General features: G+C 45.2%; 14 protein-coding genes. 10 read left to right on the top strand and 4 right to left on the bottom strand.

Going from position 1 to position 20,131, the window contains the following annotated elements; all coding sequences use genetic code 11:
• Nucleotides 1-44 precede the first annotated feature (44 nt).
• The 10 genes from AB6C75_RS00960 (at nt 45) to AB6C75_RS00915 (ending at nt 14,665) form a co-directional block, all read left to right on the top strand.
• Entirely contained in the window at nt 45-1,727 is a 1,683-nt protein-coding gene (locus tag AB6C75_RS00960) for an ABC transporter substrate-binding protein (RefSeq protein ID WP_009847561.1), read from the top strand.
• Nucleotides 1,728-1,896: 169 nt separating this feature from the next.
• The gene (locus AB6C75_RS00955; protein ID WP_017059409.1) at nt 1,897-2,883 is read left to right on the top strand and encodes an ABC transporter permease; all 987 of its coding nucleotides are present in this window, start codon (nt 1,897-1,899) and stop codon (nt 2,881-2,883) included.
• Nucleotides 2,884-2,885: 2 nt separating this feature from the next.
• Complete coding sequence (locus AB6C75_RS00950; protein WP_372106443.1) at nt 2,886-3,911, top strand: ABC transporter permease; 1,026 nt, start codon at nt 2,886-2,888, stop codon at nt 3,909-3,911.
• Between the two features lie 2 nt (nt 3,912-3,913).
• Nucleotides 3,914-4,897, top strand: coding sequence for an ABC transporter ATP-binding protein (locus tag AB6C75_RS00945; RefSeq protein ID WP_372106441.1), 984 nt, complete (start codon nt 3,914-3,916; stop codon nt 4,895-4,897).
• Nucleotides 4,898-4,984: 87 nt separating this feature from the next.
• Nucleotides 4,985-5,980 (top strand): ABC transporter ATP-binding protein, encoded by a 996-nt coding sequence (locus AB6C75_RS00940; RefSeq protein WP_009847565.1) that lies wholly within the window; start codon nt 4,985-4,987, stop codon nt 5,978-5,980.
• Nucleotides 5,981-6,077: 97 nt separating this feature from the next.
• The gene (locus AB6C75_RS00935) at nt 6,078-7,799 is read left to right on the top strand and encodes a glycoside hydrolase family 9 protein (RefSeq protein WP_371709515.1); all 1,722 of its coding nucleotides are present in this window, start codon (nt 6,078-6,080) and stop codon (nt 7,797-7,799) included.
• 2 nt (nt 7,800-7,801) lie between these two features.
• The gene (locus tag AB6C75_RS00930) at nt 7,802-8,686 is read left to right on the top strand and encodes an N-acetylglucosamine kinase (protein ID WP_017103857.1); all 885 of its coding nucleotides are present in this window, start codon (nt 7,802-7,804) and stop codon (nt 8,684-8,686) included.
• Nucleotides 8,687-8,698: 12 nt separating this feature from the next.
• On the top strand, nt 8,699-10,645 hold the full coding sequence (locus tag AB6C75_RS00925; protein ID WP_372099105.1) for a beta-N-acetylhexosaminidase: 1,947 nt from the start codon (nt 8,699-8,701) through the stop codon (nt 10,643-10,645).
• Nucleotides 10,646-10,772: 127 nt separating this feature from the next.
• Complete coding sequence (locus tag AB6C75_RS00920) at nt 10,773-13,178, top strand: GH36-type glycosyl hydrolase domain-containing protein (protein ID WP_372106440.1); 2,406 nt, start codon at nt 10,773-10,775, stop codon at nt 13,176-13,178.
• Between the two features lie 74 nt (nt 13,179-13,252).
• Nucleotides 13,253-14,665 carry a phosphoglucomutase/phosphomannomutase family protein gene (locus AB6C75_RS00915; RefSeq protein ID WP_009847570.1) on the top strand — a complete coding sequence of 471 codons (1,413 nt, stop codon included), beginning with the start codon at nt 13,253-13,255 and terminating at the stop codon, nt 14,663-14,665.
• A 157-nt stretch (nt 14,666-14,822) separates the two neighbouring features.
• Here the strand turns inward: AB6C75_RS00915 and AB6C75_RS00910 are convergent, their stop codons facing one another.
• The 4 genes from AB6C75_RS00910 to AB6C75_RS00895 all read right to left on the bottom strand — a co-directional run bounded on the left by AB6C75_RS00910 (nt 14,823) and on the right by AB6C75_RS00895 (nt 20,130).
• Nucleotides 14,823-15,851 carry an ABC transporter ATP-binding protein gene (locus AB6C75_RS00910; RefSeq protein ID WP_012604719.1) on the bottom strand — a complete coding sequence of 343 codons (1,029 nt, stop codon included), beginning with the start codon at nt 15,849-15,851 and terminating at the stop codon, nt 14,823-14,825.
• Complete coding sequence (locus AB6C75_RS00905) at nt 15,851-17,476, bottom strand: ABC transporter permease (protein WP_372106438.1); 1,626 nt, start codon at nt 17,474-17,476, stop codon at nt 15,851-15,853. Before AB6C75_RS00905 ends, AB6C75_RS00910 begins: the two co-directional genes overlap by 1 nt.
• A 243-nt stretch (nt 17,477-17,719) precedes the next feature.
• The gene (locus AB6C75_RS00900) at nt 17,720-18,736 is read right to left on the bottom strand and encodes a Fe(3+) ABC transporter substrate-binding protein (RefSeq protein WP_012604721.1); all 1,017 of its coding nucleotides are present in this window, start codon (nt 18,734-18,736) and stop codon (nt 17,720-17,722) included.
• Nucleotides 18,737-18,900: 164 nt separating this feature from the next.
• Nucleotides 18,901-20,130, bottom strand: a complete 1,230-nt coding sequence (locus AB6C75_RS00895; protein ID WP_017097325.1) for an ammonium transporter — start codon at nt 20,128-20,130, stop codon at nt 18,901-18,903.
• Nucleotide 20,131: the final 1 nt, after the last annotated feature.

The following is a 20,131-nucleotide window of genomic DNA, read 5'->3' as shown; positions in this document are numbered from 1 at the left end:
ATTCAATCCATTAGTGAAATGAAAGCAAATAGTAAGGAACAGCTATGCTTGCCAATATAAAAAAAACAGCAATAGCAACAGCAATTATTGCAACTGCTACAACAGGTTTTGCATCAGTAGCAACAGCTGCAGAGCGCAGCGAACTGACCGTTCACCCGAAAGAGTACACTACATTCGTACGTAACTTTAACCCGTACCTTGGTGCTACTAACCTACATACTACAACTGACTTCATGTACGAGCCTTTAGTAGTATTTAACGAAATGCACGGTAACACTCCGGTGTTCCGTCTAGCTGAAAACTTCAAAATGTCAGATGATCTGATGAGCGTTGTTTTCGACATTCGTAAGGGTGTTAAATGGTCTGATGGAGAAACTTTCTCTGCTGATGATGTTGTTTTTTCTTTCAACCTTGTAAAAGAGAAGCCAGAGCTTGACCAATCTGGTATCAACTCTTGGGTAACTTCTGTAGAAAAACTGAACGACAACCAAGTTAAGTTCACACTAACAGAAGCAAACTCAAACGTACCTTACGAGATTGCTAAAGTACCTGTAGTACCTAAGCACATCTGGAAAGACGTTAAAGATCCATCAACGTTTACCAATGAGAACCCGGTAGGTTCTGGTCCATTTACAGAAATCGATACGTTTACAGCTCAGCTATACATCCAGTGTGCTAACCCGAACTACTGGGATGCAGACAACCTAGATGTTGACTGTCTACGTGTTCCACAAATTGCGAACAACGACCAGTTCTTAGGTAAAGTTGTAAACAGTGAAATGGACTGGACGTCTTCTTTCGTTCCAGATATCGATCGTACATACGCTGCAGCAAGCCCTAAACACCACTACTGGTACCCGCCAGCAGGTACACAAGCATTCATCGTTAACTTCAAGCACCCTGATGCTGCGAAGCATGAAGCATTGAGCAACGTTGAATTCCGTCGTGCTTTCTCTATGGCTCTTGACCGCCAAACTATCATCGACATCGCATTCTACGGTGGCGGTACTGTGAACGATTTCGCATCGGGTCTTGGCTACGCGTTTGAAGCTTGGTCTGATGAAAAAACTCACGACAAATACAAAGGCTTCAACACTTACAACGCTGAAGGCGCGAAGAAGCTTCTTGCTGACGCTGGCTTCAAAGATGTAAACAAAGATGGTTTTGTTGACACTCCATCAGGCAAATCTTTCGAACTAATGATTCAATCGCCAAACGGCTGGACTGACTTCAACAACACAGTTCAACTTGCGGTAGAGCAACTAAACGAAATCGGTATTAAAGCGAAAGCTCGTACACCTGACTTCTCTGTTTACAATCAAGCAATGCTTGAAGGTACATACGACGTAGCATACACAAACTACTTCCACGGTGCGGATCCATACACGTACTGGAACAGTGCTTACAACTCATCACTACAATCTGGTGATGGTATGCCTCGTTTCGCAATGCACTTCTACAAAAACGACAAGCTAGATGGTCTTCTAAACAGCTTCTATAAAACAGCTGATAAGAACGAGCAGCTAGACATTGCACACGGTATCCAGCAAATCATCGCTGCAGACCAAGTGACAATCCCTGTGATGTCTGGTGCTTACATGTACCAATACAACACAACTCGCTTCACTGGTTGGTGGAACGAAGAAAATCCAAAAGGCCGTCCAAACATTTGGGCTGGTATTCCAGAGCGTCTACTTCATGTACTGGACCTAAAACCAGTTAAATAAGTAATCGTTCAATCCTTGCGGCGTAACCTCTTACGCCGCTTATAAAAATCCCCACACTCTCAATTGAAAGTATGGCGCTAGTCGTCAGGGGATTTTTCGTTCCAAATTTCGCTAGGAGCGACCTGAATCCAGAAACAGGGAAACAATCTGGGTGAGTAAGGTGTGAGTTATGGGTTATTTTTTAAGACGTTTGTCATTTTATTTTGTCGCGCTATTAGTTGCTGCGACGTTAAACTTTATTATTCCAAGAGCAATGCCTGGTGACCCAGTTACCATGATGTTTGCGAACGCTTCTGTACAAGTTACTCCAGAGCGTATTGCTGCAATGAAAGAACTATTAGGCTTCGTTGATGGTGGCTACTTAGTTCAATACGTGGCGTACATGAAGAACATTCTTAGCTGGGAACTTGGTACATCAATTCAATTCTACCCACTTTCTGTAAACACACTGTTGGGTGGAGCATTCGGTTGGTCGCTTTTCTTAGCCGGCACCGCAGTTATTCTTTCTTTCTCGATTGGTTCAATCCTAGGTATTTTCGCAGCGTGGAAACGCGGCAGTAAGTACGATGCCTTCGTAACTCCAGGGATGCTGATTCTACAAGCTGTTCCTCAGGTTGTTATTGCGATGATTGCACTATTTACCTTTGCAATTGGCTTGAAGTGGTTCCCAACAGGGTATGCCTACACCGCAGGTACTATACCTGATTGGACAAGCTGGGCATTCATCAAAGATGTCGCTTACCACGCATTCTTACCACTGTTCTGTGCTTCTGTTGTTCAAATTGGTGGCTTCCTAGTAAACATGCGTAACAACATGATCAACCTACTAGCCGAAGACTACATCACCATGGCGAAAGGCAAAGGCCTGAGCGAGAACCGAGTGGTATTCAACTACGCAGCTCGTAACGCGATGCTACCTAGTGTGACAGCCCTTTCAATGTCGCTAGGTATGGCAATCGGTGGTCAGTTAATTATCGAAATCATCTTTAACTACCCAGGTCTTGGCAGCGTACTTTTCAACGCAATTAACGCTCGTGACTACCAAGTACTGCAAGGTCAGCTGCTTATCATGACGCTATTCATGCTGTTCTTTAACCTAGTTGCAGACATGCTTTACGTTGTTCTTGACCCTCGTCTTCGTAAGGGTGGTAAATAATCATGAAAGACTTTCTAAAACTCATTTGGCGTAACCCGATGGCCCTAACAGGCGTCATCATCCTAAGTATCTTTATTCTTGGCGCTATTGCAGCTCCATTGATCACTAAACACGTACCAGACAAGCGTACAGGCAACCCACATGAATACCCTGGTTTCGTGGTGAAGTCTGCACAAACTAACCCTGATGGCTGGGTTGCTCAAAACTTTGCAGACGACCGTCGTACATTGATCATGTCTAAAAAGGCAGACCACGTACTAGGTACAACTCGTATGGGTCGTGACGTTTGGTCTCAAGTGGTATACGGCGCACGCGTATCTCTTGCTGTAGGTTTTGGTGCGGGTCTAACCGTATGTTTACTGGCAACGGTTATTGGTGTTTCTGCAGGTTACTTCGGTGGCCGTGTCGATGACGTTCTAACAGCAGCAATGAACATCATGCTGGTAATCCCTCAATACCCATTACTGTTCGTAGTAGCAGCCTTTATCGGTGAGGCAGGGCCACTCACCATAACCTTGGTTATCGGCTTTATGTCCTGGGCTTGGGGCGCGCGTGTTGTTCGTTCCCAGACCTTAGCACTGCGTGAAAAAGAGTTTGTAAAAGCCGCTGAAGTTCTGGGTGAATCTTCATTCCGTATTATCTTCGTAGAGATTCTTCCAAACCTTATCTCTATCGTTGGCGCGAGCTTCATCGGTTCGGTGATGTACGCAATCATGATGGAAGCAACGATTTCGTTCCTAGGTCTTGGTGACCCGAACACAATCAGCTGGGGCATCATGCTTTACAACGTTCAAACCTCTTCATCAATGCTGATTGGCGCTTGGTGGGAACTGTTGGCTCCTTGTATCGCATTGACACTACTTGTAACTGGTCTTGCTCTACTTAACTTCGCTGTCGATGAAATTGCTAACCCGCAACTGCGTTCTCACAAAGGCATGAAGCGTTGGAAGAAACTAGCAGCACAAGACAAAGAAGAACGTGAACCAGAACTACCACCACAAAATGCACTTTGGAGCGGAGATAAATAATCATGTCTGAACCACTAATTTCTATCCGCAACTTATGCGTGGATTACATCACAGAGTCTGGCGATGTTCGTGCGTGTAACAACGTAAGTTTCGACATCGCTCCAGGTGAAGTATTCGGCCTAGCTGGTGAATCTGGCTGTGGTAAATCAACGGTCGCTTTCTCCCTCATGCGTCTTCATAAGCCGCCCGCTTACATCAGTGGTGGTGAGGTTATCTTCAACGGTGAGAACATCCTTGAATACAGTGATGACCGTATGCAGTCGTTCCGTTGGAGTGAGATGTCGATGGTATTCCAGAGCGCGATGAACGCACTCAACCCAGTTCTACCGATGGAAGAGCAGTTCTGTGACGTAATCATGCGTCACACCAACATGACTCGTGAGCAAGCTAAACAACGTGCTGAAGGTCTACTTGAAATCGTAGATATTCACCCGAGCCGATTGAGTGACTACCCTCACCAATTCTCTGGTGGCATGCGTCAGCGTTTAGTTATCGCTATCGCTCTAGCACTGAATCCAAAGCTGATCATCATGGATGAGCCAACGACCGCACTTGATGTGGTTGTTCAACGCGAAATCCTACAAAAGATCTATGCACTAAAAGAAGAGTTTGGCTTCTCGATTCTGTTCATCACCCATGACTTGTCATTGATGGTCGAGTTCTCTGACCGTATCGGCATCATGTACTCAGGTGAGCTTATCGAGGTTGCCAATGCTCAAGATATTCTAGAAAACCCTTACCACCCTTATACCAAAGGGCTGGGAAGTTCTTTCCCTCCACTGACAGGGCCAAAGACAAAACTAGCGGGTATTCCGGGCAACCCTCTGAACCTGTTAGAGATCCCTGAAGGGTGTCGTTTCCAAGCTCGTTGTGACCGTGTACATGAAACGTGTACCAAGGTACCAACCAAGCTGCGTTCTATCGACCCGGGACATTTGTCTAACTGCCACCTGTACGGTGACCCAATAGTACAAAGGAAGCTATAGCTTGCACGCTGATTCAGCGTGAATAACGAATAAGGCGGCTCGACCGCCGAAATGCAAGCAAAGCGAATAAGGATTCTGGAGACAATTATGAGCAAAGATTTCGGTCAATTATTGGTAGAAGGCAAGAATGTCGTAAAAGACTTCCCAATAAGCAGTACCACAATTCAAACCCCAATGATGCGTGCGATTAACGACGTATCATTCAAGATGTATAAAAGTCGCGGCCTAGCTGTGGTTGGTGAGTCAGGTTCAGGCAAATCAACAACAGCAAAAATGATCGCAAAAATGTACGCGCCTTCGGGCGGTACGATCGAATACAAAGGTCGTGATATCCAAGAGATCTCAAGCAGAAAAGATCTTATGCACTACCGTGAAGGCGTGCAGATGGTATGGCAAGACCCGTTTGGTTCCCTGAACCCAACACATAACATCTTTCACCACATAGCTCGACCATTGTTGATCCACAAAAAAGTATCTCCGGGCAACAAGAAAGAGTTACAGGAACGTGTGTACGATCTTCTAGAGCAAGTTGGCTTAGTGCCACCACAAGCAACGGCAGAGAAGTACCCTCATCAACTCTCTGGTGGTCAGCGTCAACGTGTCAACCTAGCCCGTAACATTGCAGTTGGTGCAGAAGTTGTATTAGCCGATGAACCAACATCGATGCTTGATGTATCGATTCGTGCTGGTGTTTTGAACCTGATGGAAGAAATGAAGTTTGAGAAACAAATGTCTCTACTTTACATCACCCACGATATCGCAACCGCTCGTTACATTGCTGAAGATCTTTCAGTGATGTACGTAGGACACATGGTGGAATGGGGCGATACCGATGATGTGATTGCTAACCCTCAGCATCCTTACACCCAACTGCTTGTTTCTGCGGTTCCAGATCCTAAAAAATCGATCCACGAACAACTCGCAGGCAACAAAGGTGAGATCCCTCTTTGGACACCAGTCTCAGCAGGTTGCCCATTTGCAGGCCGTTGCACTCATGCAATGGACAAGTGTAAAGAGCAGTTACCAGGGGTTACGCAGTTAGCTGATAACCACTTTGTGCGTTGTTACCTACACGAAAGCTAAGCAATAAAACCAAGTTAGGGTCTGCGGGCCCTAACTATTTATATCCAAAACATTCAAGTACCTAGCCAATAGAAACTAGGACTGTCGGAGAATATTGATGCTGTTATTGACCAACCATATTGGCTACGAATCCACGGCTCCAAAGCAGGCTATTCTGCAAACGAAGAAAGCTCGCTTATCAAGTACGACTGCACTTTTGGTGTGTGCCGACAACCATATCACTGTCGGAAGTTTTGATGTGGTTAAACAAGGCCGCGTAGCAAATTGGCATCAAGGGCAATTCTTCACTATCGATTTCAGTTCATTCACTGAATCTGGTCGCTACTACCTACGTTTTGACAACCTACGCTCTGAAGTATTTGAGATTGGTAGCAACCTATTAATGAACCACACGTTTTCTGATGTGCTTCATTACTTTAAGTCACAACGCTGTGGCGGTAGTTTCGACAAAAAAGATCGACAAGCACAAATTATGGGCACTGACAGATACGTCGATGTTCATGGCGGTTGGTACGACGCATCGGGTGATGTAAGTAAGTACTTTAGCCACCTATCTTATGGCAATTATCTCAACCCACAACAAATTCCGATGGTTGTTTGGAACATGCTCAAAAGCGTGCGCTTGACTAGCAATAACCCAGACTTTCCTAAATTCTCTATGACTCGTTTAGTGGAAGAAGCCCTATTCGGTGCCGATTTCTTAGTGCGTATGCAGGACGCTGATGGATACTTTTACATGACGGTATTCGACAAGTGGAGTAAAGACATCAATCAACGTGACATCTGCGCTTATGCGACTCAAGAAGGCCATAAATCAACAGACTTACAAGCTGGCTACCGACAAGGTGCAGGCGTCGCTATTGCAGCACTGGCTGCTGCATCTGAGCTTGAAACCTCTGGCAGTTACTCGAGCCACACCTACCTTGAAACGGCTGTTAAGGGTTACTGGCACCTAAAAGAGTACAACCTCCAGTACCTAAACGATGGTGAAGAGAACATCATCGATGAGTATTGTGCCCTGCTCGCAGCCAATGAGCTGTATCGCGTAACTCAAGACCAGCAATACCTATCCGAAGCAAGAGTTTGGGCTAGTCGCTTGATCTCTCGTCAGCAATCTGATGATTCATTTGAGCACTTTTGGTCAGCTAATGCTGATGGCTCTCGCCCCTATTTCCATGCAGCTGAAGCTGGCCTTCCTGTAATTGCTCTATGCGAGTACATCGATAATGAAACTGACACTGAGTTGAAAGAACAAGCACGTGTGGTTGTTGAGCAAGCTTGTCAGTTCGAAATCAACATTACCGACAAAGTTATCAATCCATTTGGCTACCCAAGACAGTACGTAAAGTCTGTCGATGGTGTTAAGCGCGATGCCTTCTTTGTCGCTCAACAAAACGAAACTGGCTACTGGTGGCAAGGCGAAAACGCACGTCTTGGCTCAATTGCGACCATGGCTTACCTAGTTCAACCGCACATTAAAGATAATGACCTTCAGCAGAGTCTAATCCAACTTTCACAAAATAGCCTTGACTGGATTTTGGGCCTCAACCCATACCACATGTGCATGCTTGATGGCCACGGTCATAACAACCCAGACTATCTACCACAACTTGGTTTCTTCAATGCCAAAGGCGGGATTTGCAATGGCATCACGGCAGGGTTCGAAGACGAACAAGACATCGCATTCAACCCACCAGCACAGAAAGACGACATGCTTCAAAACTGGCGCTGGGGTGAACAATGGATCCCTCATGGAGCGTGGTATTTGCTAGCAACGGCTGCGCAATTCAACTTCCTAGCACAAAGTAAGGAGCAATAATCATGACGCTTTACTACGTAGGTATTGATGGTGGCGGTACATCTTGCCGTGCTCGCATTCGTGATGACCAAGGCAAACTCATTGGTGAAGCGAAAAGTGGCAGTGCCAACATCCTTTTGGGTGTCGATGTTGCAATGAGTTCAATTGTTGATGCGATTACTAAAGCCGCACAACAAGGGCAACTCAACTCTAACGATTTTTCTAATATGCATGTTGGTTTGGCGCTAGCTGGTGCTGAACAGAAGTCAGCATGGCTCGACTTCATGGCACAAGCACACCCTTTCGCAAGTATGACACTCAATACAGACGCCTATGGTGCATGTATTGGTGCACATAATGGCCAAGACGGCGCGATCATGATTGGTGGTACAGGTTCATGTGGTATCTACCTAAACAACGGCGAACAACACGTGGTTGGTGGTCGTGAATTTCCAATTTCTGACCAAGGCGGCGGCGCAGTGATGGGCCTTCGTTTAATTCAGCAAGTTCTACTCGCTGAAGATGGTATTCGTAACAAAACCCCACTGACTCAACATGTTATGAATCATTTCAATAATGATGTTGATGCGATCGTGGCATGGTCAAAAGGCGCGATTCCAAAAGATTACGGTCAATTCTCTCCCGTCATTTTTCAACTGGCAAATGAAGGCGATGAACTGGCTATAGAGATGCTTAAGCAGACTGCAGCCGATATCGAAATGTTTGTATTAGCGCTGCATCGAAAAGGCGCTGACAAGGTGTGCTTAATGGGAAGTATCGCTGAGCGTATTCTCAACTGGCTATCACCACCAGTACAACAATGGATCGTTAAACCTCAATTTGACGCTATCGAAGGCGCATTGATGTTTGCCGGCAAGTCACAACACAACTTGTATCAACAGGCTTAGCAGGGAAGTTATATGAATTATCGCATCGACTTAGCTGTTCTTTCTGAACAAAAAAATAACTGCCGATTTGGCCTTACGGTACATAATTTAAGTGACCTCGACGTAAAAGATTGGTCTCTGCATTTTGCATTTGACCGATTCATCCTTCCTGAGAGTCTATCGCAAGGTGAACTGACTCAAGTTGGAAGCTATTGCTCGTTCAAACCAAGTTCGCCCGTGTTAAAGGCCAATAACCATTACTACCTTGAATTCAGTATTCAAAGCGCCCCATTCCGCTTCTATTCTGATGGCCTTAATGATGCATTTATCCAATCACATCATGATGGAGAAACATCGGTACTGCCTGTCGCGATATCACCCATAGTACTGGCTTCGCCATACCGTGAACGCAATCAAATACCTGAAGTTAACGCTTCTGAGATAGCATTGATTCCTCAACCAAATCAGATCGAACTCAAGCAAGGTAGTTTCGCGCTAAGCTGTGAATGCAAGATTGAGGTTCAATCTCACCTTGCAGATAAAGCCGTCTCTTGGTTGCAGCAAGAGTTACTTTCTACCTTTGAACTGTCGATTTCGAATGAGCTTTCAACTGAACTTTCAAAAGACGAAAGCGGCGACATTCTATTTCGCAGCAATCCAACATTAGACGAAGCAGAATACAAACTCCGCATTACTGAACAACAAATAATTGTTGAATCAGGTAGCCAGTCTGGGTTTACACACGCCGTGGCAAGTCTGATTCAATTGATTCAACAACTGGATGCCGAAAATTTTTCTATTCCATGCTGCAAAATCGCCGATCACCCTCGCTTTAAGTACCGAGGCATGATGTTGGACTGCGCGCGTCACTTCCACTCGGTAGAGCAAGTGAAGCGTTTAATCAATCAACTGGCGCACTACAAGTTCAACGTATTTCATTGGCACCTAACTGACGATGAAGGTTGGAGAATTGAGATTAAGAGCCTGCCTCAGCTGACTGAAATCGGCGCTTGGCGAGGTCCTGATCATGCATTAGAACCGCAATACACCCACCTTGCGGATAACTATGGCGGCTTCTACACGCAGCAACAGATTCGCGAAGTCATTGAATACGCAGAGCAACGCAGCATCACGGTGATCCCAGAGATCGATATCCCAGGACACTGTCGCGCCGCGATCAAATCACTACCAGACATGCTAGTTGAGCAAGCAGACACCACACAATACAAGAGTATTCAGCACTACAACGACAACGTGCTAAATCCAGGTTTACCGGGTACTTACCAATTCCTAGATGCCGTTATTGAAGAAGTTGCAGAGCTTTTCCCTAGCGAATTGATCCACATGGGCGCAGATGAAGTACCACCCGGTGTGTGGACCAACAGCCCTGCCGCTCAAGCACTGATGAAAGAGCACCAGTATCAAGACAGCAAAGACCTACAAGGCCACCTATTCCGCTATGCCGAGAACAAACTCAAACAACTTGGTAAGCGCATGGTGGGCTGGGAAGAAGCACAGCACGGCGACAAGGTGAGCAAAGAGACCATCATCTATTCATGGCTCAGTGAAGAAGCCGCTATCAATTGTGCTCGCCAAGGCTTTGATGTGGTGCTGCAACCAGCACAGTTTACCTATCTCGACATGACCCAAGATTATGCACCGGAAGAACCGGGCGTAGATTGGGCTGCCGTTATCCCCTTAGAACAAGCTTATACCTACGAAGCCCTCGCAGAGATATCCGACACCGATCCAATTCGTAAGCGGATCCGCGGAATTCAGTGTGCTTTATGGTGTGAGATCGTTACCAATCAAAAGCGCATGGATTACATGGTATTTCCAAGAATTAGCGCTTTAGCTGAAGGATGTTGGACACATAAACACAACCGAAACTGGCTAGATTACCTATCTCGCCTAAAGGGCCATCTGCCATTACTCGACAGACTCAATGTTGATTATCGCAACCCTTGGAAAGCTGAATAAAACGAAGCCAAAGCACACTCAAGTCGAGAGCTTGCTTCCCCTGATTAAGGTGCTCAGTCAGATTCGACTCAGCATCATTATTTAAAAATTAGCTGCATAGATGCAGTTTGTTAAAAAGGAAATGACAATGAAATACGGCTATTTCGATAACGATAATCGCGAATACGTCATCACTCGCCCTGATGTACCAGCACCTTGGACCAACTACCTAGGTACTGAAAAGTTTTGTACCGTGATTTCGCACAATGCTGGCGGCTACTCGTTCTACAATTCTCCGGAATACAACCGTGTTACTAAATTCCGTCCAAACGGCACCTTCGACCGTCCAGGGCACTATGTTTACCTGCGTGATGATGAGACGGGCGATTACTGGTCTATCTCTTGGCAGCCTGTGGCAAAGAGCCTAGATGAAGCGAACTACGAAGTTCGTCACGGCCTGTCATACTCAAAATTCAAGTGTGAATACAGTGGTATTACAGCAACCAAAACGTTATTCGTTCCTAAGGGTGAAGATGCGGAAGTTTGGGACGTCGTGCTGAAAAATAACACTGACAAGCCAAGAACCATCAGCACTTTCTCATTTGTTGAGTTCTCGTTCAGCCACATCCAATCGGATAATCAGAACCATCAGATGTCTTTGTACTCTGCGGGTACGTCTTACCAAGAAGGTGTTCTTGAATACGACCTGTACTACAACACTAACGACTTTGAAGGTTTCTACTACCTAGCTTCAACTTTCTCACCAGACAGCTACGACGGCCAACGTGATAACTTCCTTGGCATGTACCGTGATGAAGCGAACCCAATTGCCGTTGAGAACGGTAAATGTTCTAACAGCGCCCAAACCTGTTACAACCACTGTGGTTCTCTGCACAAGCAATTTACGATTCAGCCGGGTGAAGAAGTTCGCTTTGCTTATGTACTAGGTATCGGTAAAGGCAACGGTGAGCGCCTACGTGAAAAGTACCAAGACACAGCTAACGTCGATGCCGCTTTCCAAGGCATCAAAGATCACTGGGACGAGCGTTGCAACAAATTCCAAGTTAAGTCTCCAAACGAAGGCTTAGACACCATGATCAACACATGGACGCTATACCAAGCCGAAACCTGTGTGGTTTGGTCTCGCTTTGCATCCTTCATTGAAGTGGGTGGTCGTACTGGCCTTGGTTACCGTGATACTGCGCAAGATGCCATCTCAGTACCTCATGCCAACCCACAAATGACCAAGAAACGTATTATCGACCTGCTTCGCGGCCAAGTGAAAGCGGGCTACGGTCTACACTTGTTCGATCCTGACTGGTTCGATCCAGAAAAAGCAGATGTTGAACCTTCAAAATCGCCAACGGTTGTTCCAACGCCTTCAGACGACGATAAGATCCATGGCATTGAAGACACCTGTTCTGATGATCACTTATGGATCGTTCCGACCATCATCAAATATGTAATGGAAACCGGTGAACACGACTTCTTTGATGAAGTGATCCCATACGCAGACGGTGGCGAAGCGACCGTTTACGAACACATGAAAGCGGCACTGAACTTCTCTGCAGAATACGTAGGTCAAACCGGTATCTGTAAGGGTCTTCGCGCAGACTGGAATGACTGTTTGAACCTAGGTGGTGGTGAATCTTCAATGGTTTCATTCCTACACTTCTGGGCGCTACAAGAATTCCTAGATCTTGCTAAGTTCCGTAATAACGATGCTGACGTTGCTAAGTACACTGAAATGGCAGCGAACGTTCGTGAAGCGTGTGAAACACACCTTTGGGATGACGAGGGTGGCTGGTACATCCGTGGCCTGACTAAAAATGGCGACAAGATCGGTACCGCTCAACAAGCTGAAGGTCGTGTGCACCTTGAGTCAAACACGCTAGCGGTTCTATCTGGCGCGGTATCTCAAGAGCGTGGCGAGAAAGCGATGGACGCTGTCGATGAGAACCTTTTCTCTGAATACGGCCTGCACCTAAATTCTCCTTCATTCGCAACACCAAACGATGATATCGGCTTTGTGACTCGCGTTTATCAAGGCGTAAAAGAGAATGGCGCAATCTTCTCTCACCCGAACCCATGGGCTTGGGTAGCAGAAGCGAAGCTAGGTCGTGGTGACCGTGCTATGAAGTTCTACGACGCACTGAACCCATACAACCAAAACGACATGATTGAAACGCGTTACGCAGAACCCTACTCGTACGTGCAGTTCATCATGGGTCAAGATCACCAAGACCATGGTCGTGCAAACCACCCTTGGTTAACGGGTACCTCTGGTTGGGCTTACTTCGCGGTAACCAACTTTATTCTTGGTGTTCGCACTGGCTTTGAAGGATTAACAGTCGATCCTTGTATCCCGACTGATTGGCCGGAATTCGAGGTTACTCGTCAATGGCGTGGCGCGACTTACAACATCACAGTGCAAAACCCGAATGCAGTAAGCAAAGGGGTTACCTCTATCACTATCAACGGTGAGTCAGTTGAAGGTGCAATCCCAGTACAAGCAGAAGGCAGCGTGAACGATGTTGTCGTTGTTCTAGGCTAGTCACTTAATTTAACGAACAGCTCTTGCCTCAAGTCTTTATCGACTTGAGGCAATGAGACTAAAAGGATTTTCTAATGATTAAATTTGGTACAGGTGGCTGGCGCGCTTTCATTGGTGAAGAATTCACCAGAGACAATGTTCGCCTTGTAGCGCAAGCGCTCGCTAACATCATCAATAATGAAGATGCAGCCAAGAATGGCTTCGTTATTGGCTATGACCGTCGCTTCCTTTCAGATAAAGCGGCATGCTGGTTTGCAGAAGTACTTGCGGCGAACAACATCAAAGTAAGCTTCATTGATAAGTTCGTTCCAACACCTATCGTGATGTTCCAAGCAAAAGAGATGGGATGTATTTACTCTGCGTGTATTACCGCTTCTCACAACCCAGCGGACTATAACGGCATAAAGATCTTCATTGAAGGTGGACGCGATGCTGACGAGATCATCACAGAGAAGATCGAACAGCAAATCGCAACACTGACCAACGAAGATGTTATACGAGTCGATTTCGAACAAGCGTTAAACGACAAAGAAATCGAGATCATCAACCCGATGAACGACTTTGTTGATTCAATCATCAACTTCATCGATATCGATTCGATTAAGAAAGCCAACCTGCGCGTACTGATTGATCCAATGTTTGGTGTTGCGAAAAATGCTCTGCAAACCGTACTGATCAACGGTCGCTGTGATGTCGACGTAATCAACGATGGTAAGAACCCAGATTTCGGCGGTCTTATGCCGTCCCCAAATGCAGCAACGCTATACCGCCTAAAACATTTAGTGGCAGCTGAAGGCTATGATATTGGTATTGGTACCGACGGTGACGCTGACCGTTTAGGCATCATTGATGAGAAAGGTCACTTCATTCACCCCAACGAAGTGCTACTCCTACTTTACTACTACTTACTGGAATACAAAGGCTGGAAGGGCTCTGTCGTTCGTAACATCGCCACCACGCATCTACTCGACAAAGTAGCGGCAGATCATGGTGAGAAGAGCTTTGAGGTTCCTGTAGGCTTTAAGCATATCAGCTCTCAAATGGAAGCAGATGATTCACTGATTGGTGGTGAAAGCTCGGGCGGTTTAACCATTCGAGGTCACATCAAAGGTAAGGATGGCGTATTTGCTTCAAGCTTACTGGTTGAGATGATCAGTGTAACAGGCAAAAAACTATCTGAGTTACTTGATGAAATCTACTCTAAGTATGGCTATGCCTATACGGCAGAAGGAGATTGCCAGTTTAAGCCCTCAGAGAAAGAAGCCCTCTACACCAAGATTTACGTAGAGAAACAACTGCCTGAATTTGAATACGAAATTGAAAAAGTTAGCTATGAAGATGGTGCCAAGGTGTACTTCAAGAATGGCGGCTGGGTGATCGCTCGTTTCTCAGGAACAGAGCCGTTACTGCGAATCTTCGCAGAAATGGAAGATAAAGACACTGCAGAACGTGTTCTTCAAAAAGTGAAAGACTTCCTCTCTCTATAGACTTATAGAGTGCAGCAGTTTTGAATGGGACTTAACAAACCACTGCCTTGTTAACCCCTATAGGTGAAGAACTCTTGCCCAGTACTCTGTATCAAAGTACTGGGCTTTTTTACGAATGCATTTTACTTTTCGGCAAAACGATACTTACTGCGTATCATTAAAACGCCAATACACCTTTGGTATCTACTTTTACGGTGACTGGCATACCAACACCTAGAGCCTCAGAAGACGTTGCTAACAGTTTCTGACCGTTAGCTTCAATCACATAACGACAGTGGTCGCCCATAAATTGTTGTTCCAACACTGACAGGTTACTGTCGACATCATGACTCGCCACTATATGCTGTGGTCTTAGTAACAACGCACATTCCGCTCCCACTTCGATTTGAGTTTGTGCTTTCGCTTCTATCAGACCCAAGCTCGTTTCAAATTCATTATCTGAAATACGCTGTGCATTCAAGTAGCTACCACCACCTAAGAAATCAGCAACAAACTTACTCGATGGGTGGAAGTACAACTCAGATGCTGAACCATATTGCTCAATCACACCATGGTTCATTACCGCCATTTTATCTGAAAAAGCGAATGCTTCTTCACGGCTGTGCGTTACAAAAATAGCAGTAACACCCTGCTTTTTAAATATTTTACGAATCTGAGAGATCAACTCATGGCGAACTTGAGTATCAATATTTGAGAAGGGTTCATCCAATAACAATAAGTCTGGCTTGTACGCTAAAGAACGAGCAATCGCTACGCGCTGCTGTTGACCACCAGAAAGTTGATGTGGGTATCGGTCACCGAATTCATCTAAGTGAACTAGCTCCAACATCTCTTGAACTTTCTCTTTCTTTTGCTGATCAGAGAGGCCTTTGAGGCCAAAGCAGATATTCTGGTTTACCGTCAAGTGCGGAAACAGGGCGTAATCTTGAAAGATCATTCCGATGTTTCTCTGCTCAGGTGGTAACCAGTTGTCTCCATCGTCGATGGTTTGACAGTTCAAGCTCATGACACCACTACTCAATGGAAGCAAACCGGCTATCGCTTTAAGAAGTGTTGTCTTACCACAACCACTGGCACCAAGCAGACAAACAATTTCACCATGCTCAACTTCTAAAGAAAGAGATTCCAAAATAGTTTGGGACTCGTACTTACAAGTCAGATCTTTAATTGATAATGCACAACTCATTAGTGTTTCTGCTCCAAGGAACGGTTTACGATAATCAGAGGAATTAAACCCACTAACACCAATAATACAGCAGGCATCGCCGCCAACTCTAGGTGCTCATCTGAGGCATAGTTATAAACATAGGTCGCCAATGTTTCGAAGTTGAAAGGACGTAACAGCAATGCTGCATTTAACTCTTTCATTGATTCGATAAACACCAATAATCCGGCGATCAATGCGCCTCGTTTAATCAAAGGTAAATGAACACGACGTAACATCTGGTTGGTATTGCAGCCCATTGTTTTAGATGCCATATCCAATGAAGGAGAAACTTTACTCAAGCTGCTTTCAATGCTGCCAATTGCAACCGCTGAAAAACGCACGACCATGGCAAAGATAAGTGCAAACATAGAACCAGAGAAGATCAAACCTGGTCCTGTCCATTCCATCACTTTTGCAATGTCGTTGACTAAATGATCCATAAACAAAACTGGGACCATCACACCAATGGCTAACACGGTGCCTGGAACGGCATAGCCCATAGAAGCGATACGCATATAAGCCTGATTTTTCTTACTTGGGCTAACACGTTGATTGAAGTTCACAATCAAAGCAATAACGACACCAATAATTGCAGCAACTACCGAAACATAAAGGCTATTAACGGCATACTCTCTAAATTCAGGGGTCCAGCTTTGAGCAAAATATTTGTAGGCATAAATCATTAACTGGGCAAGAGGGAACAAGAATGCGACACACACCAACCCCCAGCACCAAAACAATGCTAACCACTTCTTCCAACCGGAAAGGTCGTAACGAAAATCTTCACGACTACTGAATTGATTCTGGAATAATTTCTGTTTGCGACGGCTGTATCGCTCTGAACTCAATAGTAGGATCACAATAACCAGCATGATCGCCGATATTTTCGCAGCAGCCGTTAAGCTTGAGTAACCTAACCAAGTATCGTAAACCGCAGTCGTTAAGGTATTGACTGCAAAGTAACTTACGGTACCAAAGTCACCAATGGTTTCCATTGCAACCAGTGATAGCCCGACCGCCATTGATGGACGAACAAGCGGCAAGGAAATACGACGAAAGCTTTCCCAAGGTGAACACTTTAACAACCGAGCGGATTGCAATAAGGAGACGTTTTGCTCCATAAAAGCCGCGCGGCATAGCAAATAAACATAGGGGTAGAGAACAAGTGACAGAACAAAAATAGCTCCGAACAAGGTTCTAATGTCTGGGAACCAGTACTCTCCGGGCCCCCAACCTGTTAAATCTCGTAGCAGAATTTGAACAGGACCTGCAAAGTCGAACCAATCGGTAAAGATATACCCGACAATATAGCCTGGCATTGCTAATGGCAGCACTAACGCCCACTGTAAAACGCGCTCTCCTGGAACACGGCACATTGCCATAATCCAAGCTGACGGAATACCAAAAGCCAAAGACAGGAATAAGGTTCCTATGACTAAAACCACCGTATTATAAGTATAGGTGGGCATTACTGTGGACATAAGATGAGAAAATAGCTCATCAGTTTCTCCAACAGCAGTCGTAAAAATCGCTAAAATCGGTAAAACCAGCAATACAGCAATGATGCAGCTACTGGTGTTCCATAAATAATTCTTTTCTTTCATCGCCTAACTACAACGAGGCTTAATGAAACACAAATGCATTTGCAAATACATCTCATATCCTTTTAATGGGGGGTTATTTATACCCATATACTGTAATGACTTCAAGGTGAGATGCTCATAACTCTGGGGATTAACGGGGAGCTTTGTATCAAAAAGTGATTTTCCAAAACAAAACAACCCCAAGTTACCGGAATGGCGACTTGAGGCTGTCATTTTACTTGGGCCGAAGCCTACAGTAAAAAATTATAGATCGAACTTGACTTCGTCTAGTAGCTTGATTGCAGCTGCGTGGTGGTCAGCAATCTGGTCTAGAGAAATTGTATCAGCTTTGAATTCCCCCCAAGAAGCAACAAGCTCTGAAGGTTTAACATCAGCTTTAACTGGGTATTCGTAGTTCACTTCTGCGTACATGCCTTGCGCCACGTCACCAGATAGGAATTCCATTAGCTTAACTGCGTTCTCTTTATTTGGAGAGAATTTAGCCATTGCCATACCAGAGATATTTACGTGAGTACCTGTTGTCTCTTGGTTAGGGAAGTTAAGGTAAACAGCGTCAGCCCAAGCTTTTTGCTCTTTATCGTTAACCATCTTACCTAGGTAGTAGCTGTTACCAAGAGAAACGTCACATAGACCTTCTTTGATCGCTTTAACTTGTGCACGGTCATTACCTTGAGGCTTACGTGCTAGGTTTGCTTTTACGCCTTCTAGCCATTCTTTCGTTTCAGCTTCACCTTTGTGAGCAATCATCGAAGATACTAGAGAAACGTTGTATGGGTGCTTACCACTACGTGTACAGATTTTACCTTTGAATTCTGGCTTAGCTAGATCAGCGTAAGTGAAATCTTCACCTAGACGACCAACACGGTCACGAGAAGAGTAAACGCTACGTGTACGAGTTGTTAGAGCGAACCACTCGTTAGCTGTGTCTTGGTACTGAGCTGGGATATTCTTTTCTAGAACATCACTTTCTACAGCTTGAACTAAACCTTTTTCAGTTAGCTCAGATAGACGGCTGATATCAACAGTTAATACCACATCTGCTGGGCTGTATTCGCCCTCTTGAGCTAGCTTCTCTGCTAAACCTTTCTTAGCAAACTTAACATTCACCTCGATGCCTGTCTCTTTTGTGAACTCATCAAACATAGGTTCAACAAGGAAAGGTTGACGGTAAGAGTATACGTTTACTTCTTCAGCAGCGATTGCAGCCGTTGGTGCGATTGCGCTACATGCTAGAGCTGAAAGAGTTAGCAATTTTTTCATTGGTAAAGTCCTTTATATCGAAATGATAATCTATATCAGTTGCGTTATTATATTTATTAAAATATTAATTTCAATGATAGAGCACAAAAAAACCTGCTCATGAGAGCAGGTTTCAAGTGGGTAATATGTAAATATTTGTAAATTATGGATTAATACATAATGTTCTATTTTACAGACACAAACTCTGGATAGGCGCCGACACCACAATCGTGCATGTCCATACCTTCAAGTTCTTCATCTTCAGTTACTCGGATACCGATTGTTGCTTTAAGCACTGCCCATACCGCTAGGCTAGCACCGAATACCCATGCAAAGATTACTGCTGCACCCAATAGTTGAGCACCAAACGTTGCATCAGCATTGCTTAGTGGCACAGCCATTAGACCGAAGAAACCACACACACCGTGTACCGATATAGCACCTACTGGATCATCAATCTTAGCTTTGTCTAGAGCGATGATGCTGAATACAACCAATGCACCAGATACCGAACCAATCGCTACAGCAAATAAAGGTGATGGTGATAAAGGATCGGCAGTGATTGCTACTAGGCCAGCTAACGCGCCGTTAAGAATCATTGTTAGGTCAGCTTTACCCCAAGTCGTTTTACATACTAGTAGTGCTGCGATAGCACCTGCTGCTGCTGCTGCGTTGGTGTTAAGGAAGATTTGGCCAACCGCTGTCGCGTTCTCAAAGTCAGAAACCATAAGTTGAGAACCACCGTTGAAACCGAACCAACCAAACCAAAGGATAAATGTACCTAGCGTTGCCAGTGGCATGTTTGAACCTGGAATCGGGTAGATCTCACCGTTCTTACCATATTTACCTTTACGAGCACCCAGCAGAAGAACACCCGCTAAGGCTGCTGAAGCACCAGCCATATGTACGATACCTGAACCAGCAAAGTCACTGAAGCCGGCTTCTGATAGGAAACCACCGCCCCAAGTCCAGTAACCTTCCATTGGGTAGATGAATGCTGTTAGCACGACAGAGAAGATAAGGAATGACCAAAGTTTCATTCGCTCAGCAACCGCGCCAGATACCACAGACATTGCTGTTGCAACGAAAACGACTTGGAAGAAGAAGTCTGATTCTAATGAGTGGTCTGCACCTTCACCTTGAGTACCAATCAGAGTACCAAATGACGGTAACCAGCCACCTTCGCCGTTATCGACATACATAATGTTGTAACCAACGACTAAGAAAGTCGTACAAGCAATCGCGTACAAACAAATGTTCTTAGTTAAAATTTCTGTGGTGTTCTTTGAACGAACTAGACCAGCTTCAAGCATTGCGAAGCCTGCAGCCATCCACATGACCAACGCACCTGATATGAGGAAGAAAAAAGTGTCTAGTGCGTAACGTAGTTCCGTTACTGTTGTTGTAAGTTCCATA

It is taken from the genome of Vibrio sp. 10N.237.312.B06 (assembly GCF_041464685.1).
GTDB classification, from domain to species: domain Bacteria; phylum Pseudomonadota; class Gammaproteobacteria; order Enterobacterales; family Vibrionaceae; genus Vibrio; species Vibrio tasmaniensis_A.
This window is presented reverse-complemented; position numbering and strand designations above follow the sequence as displayed.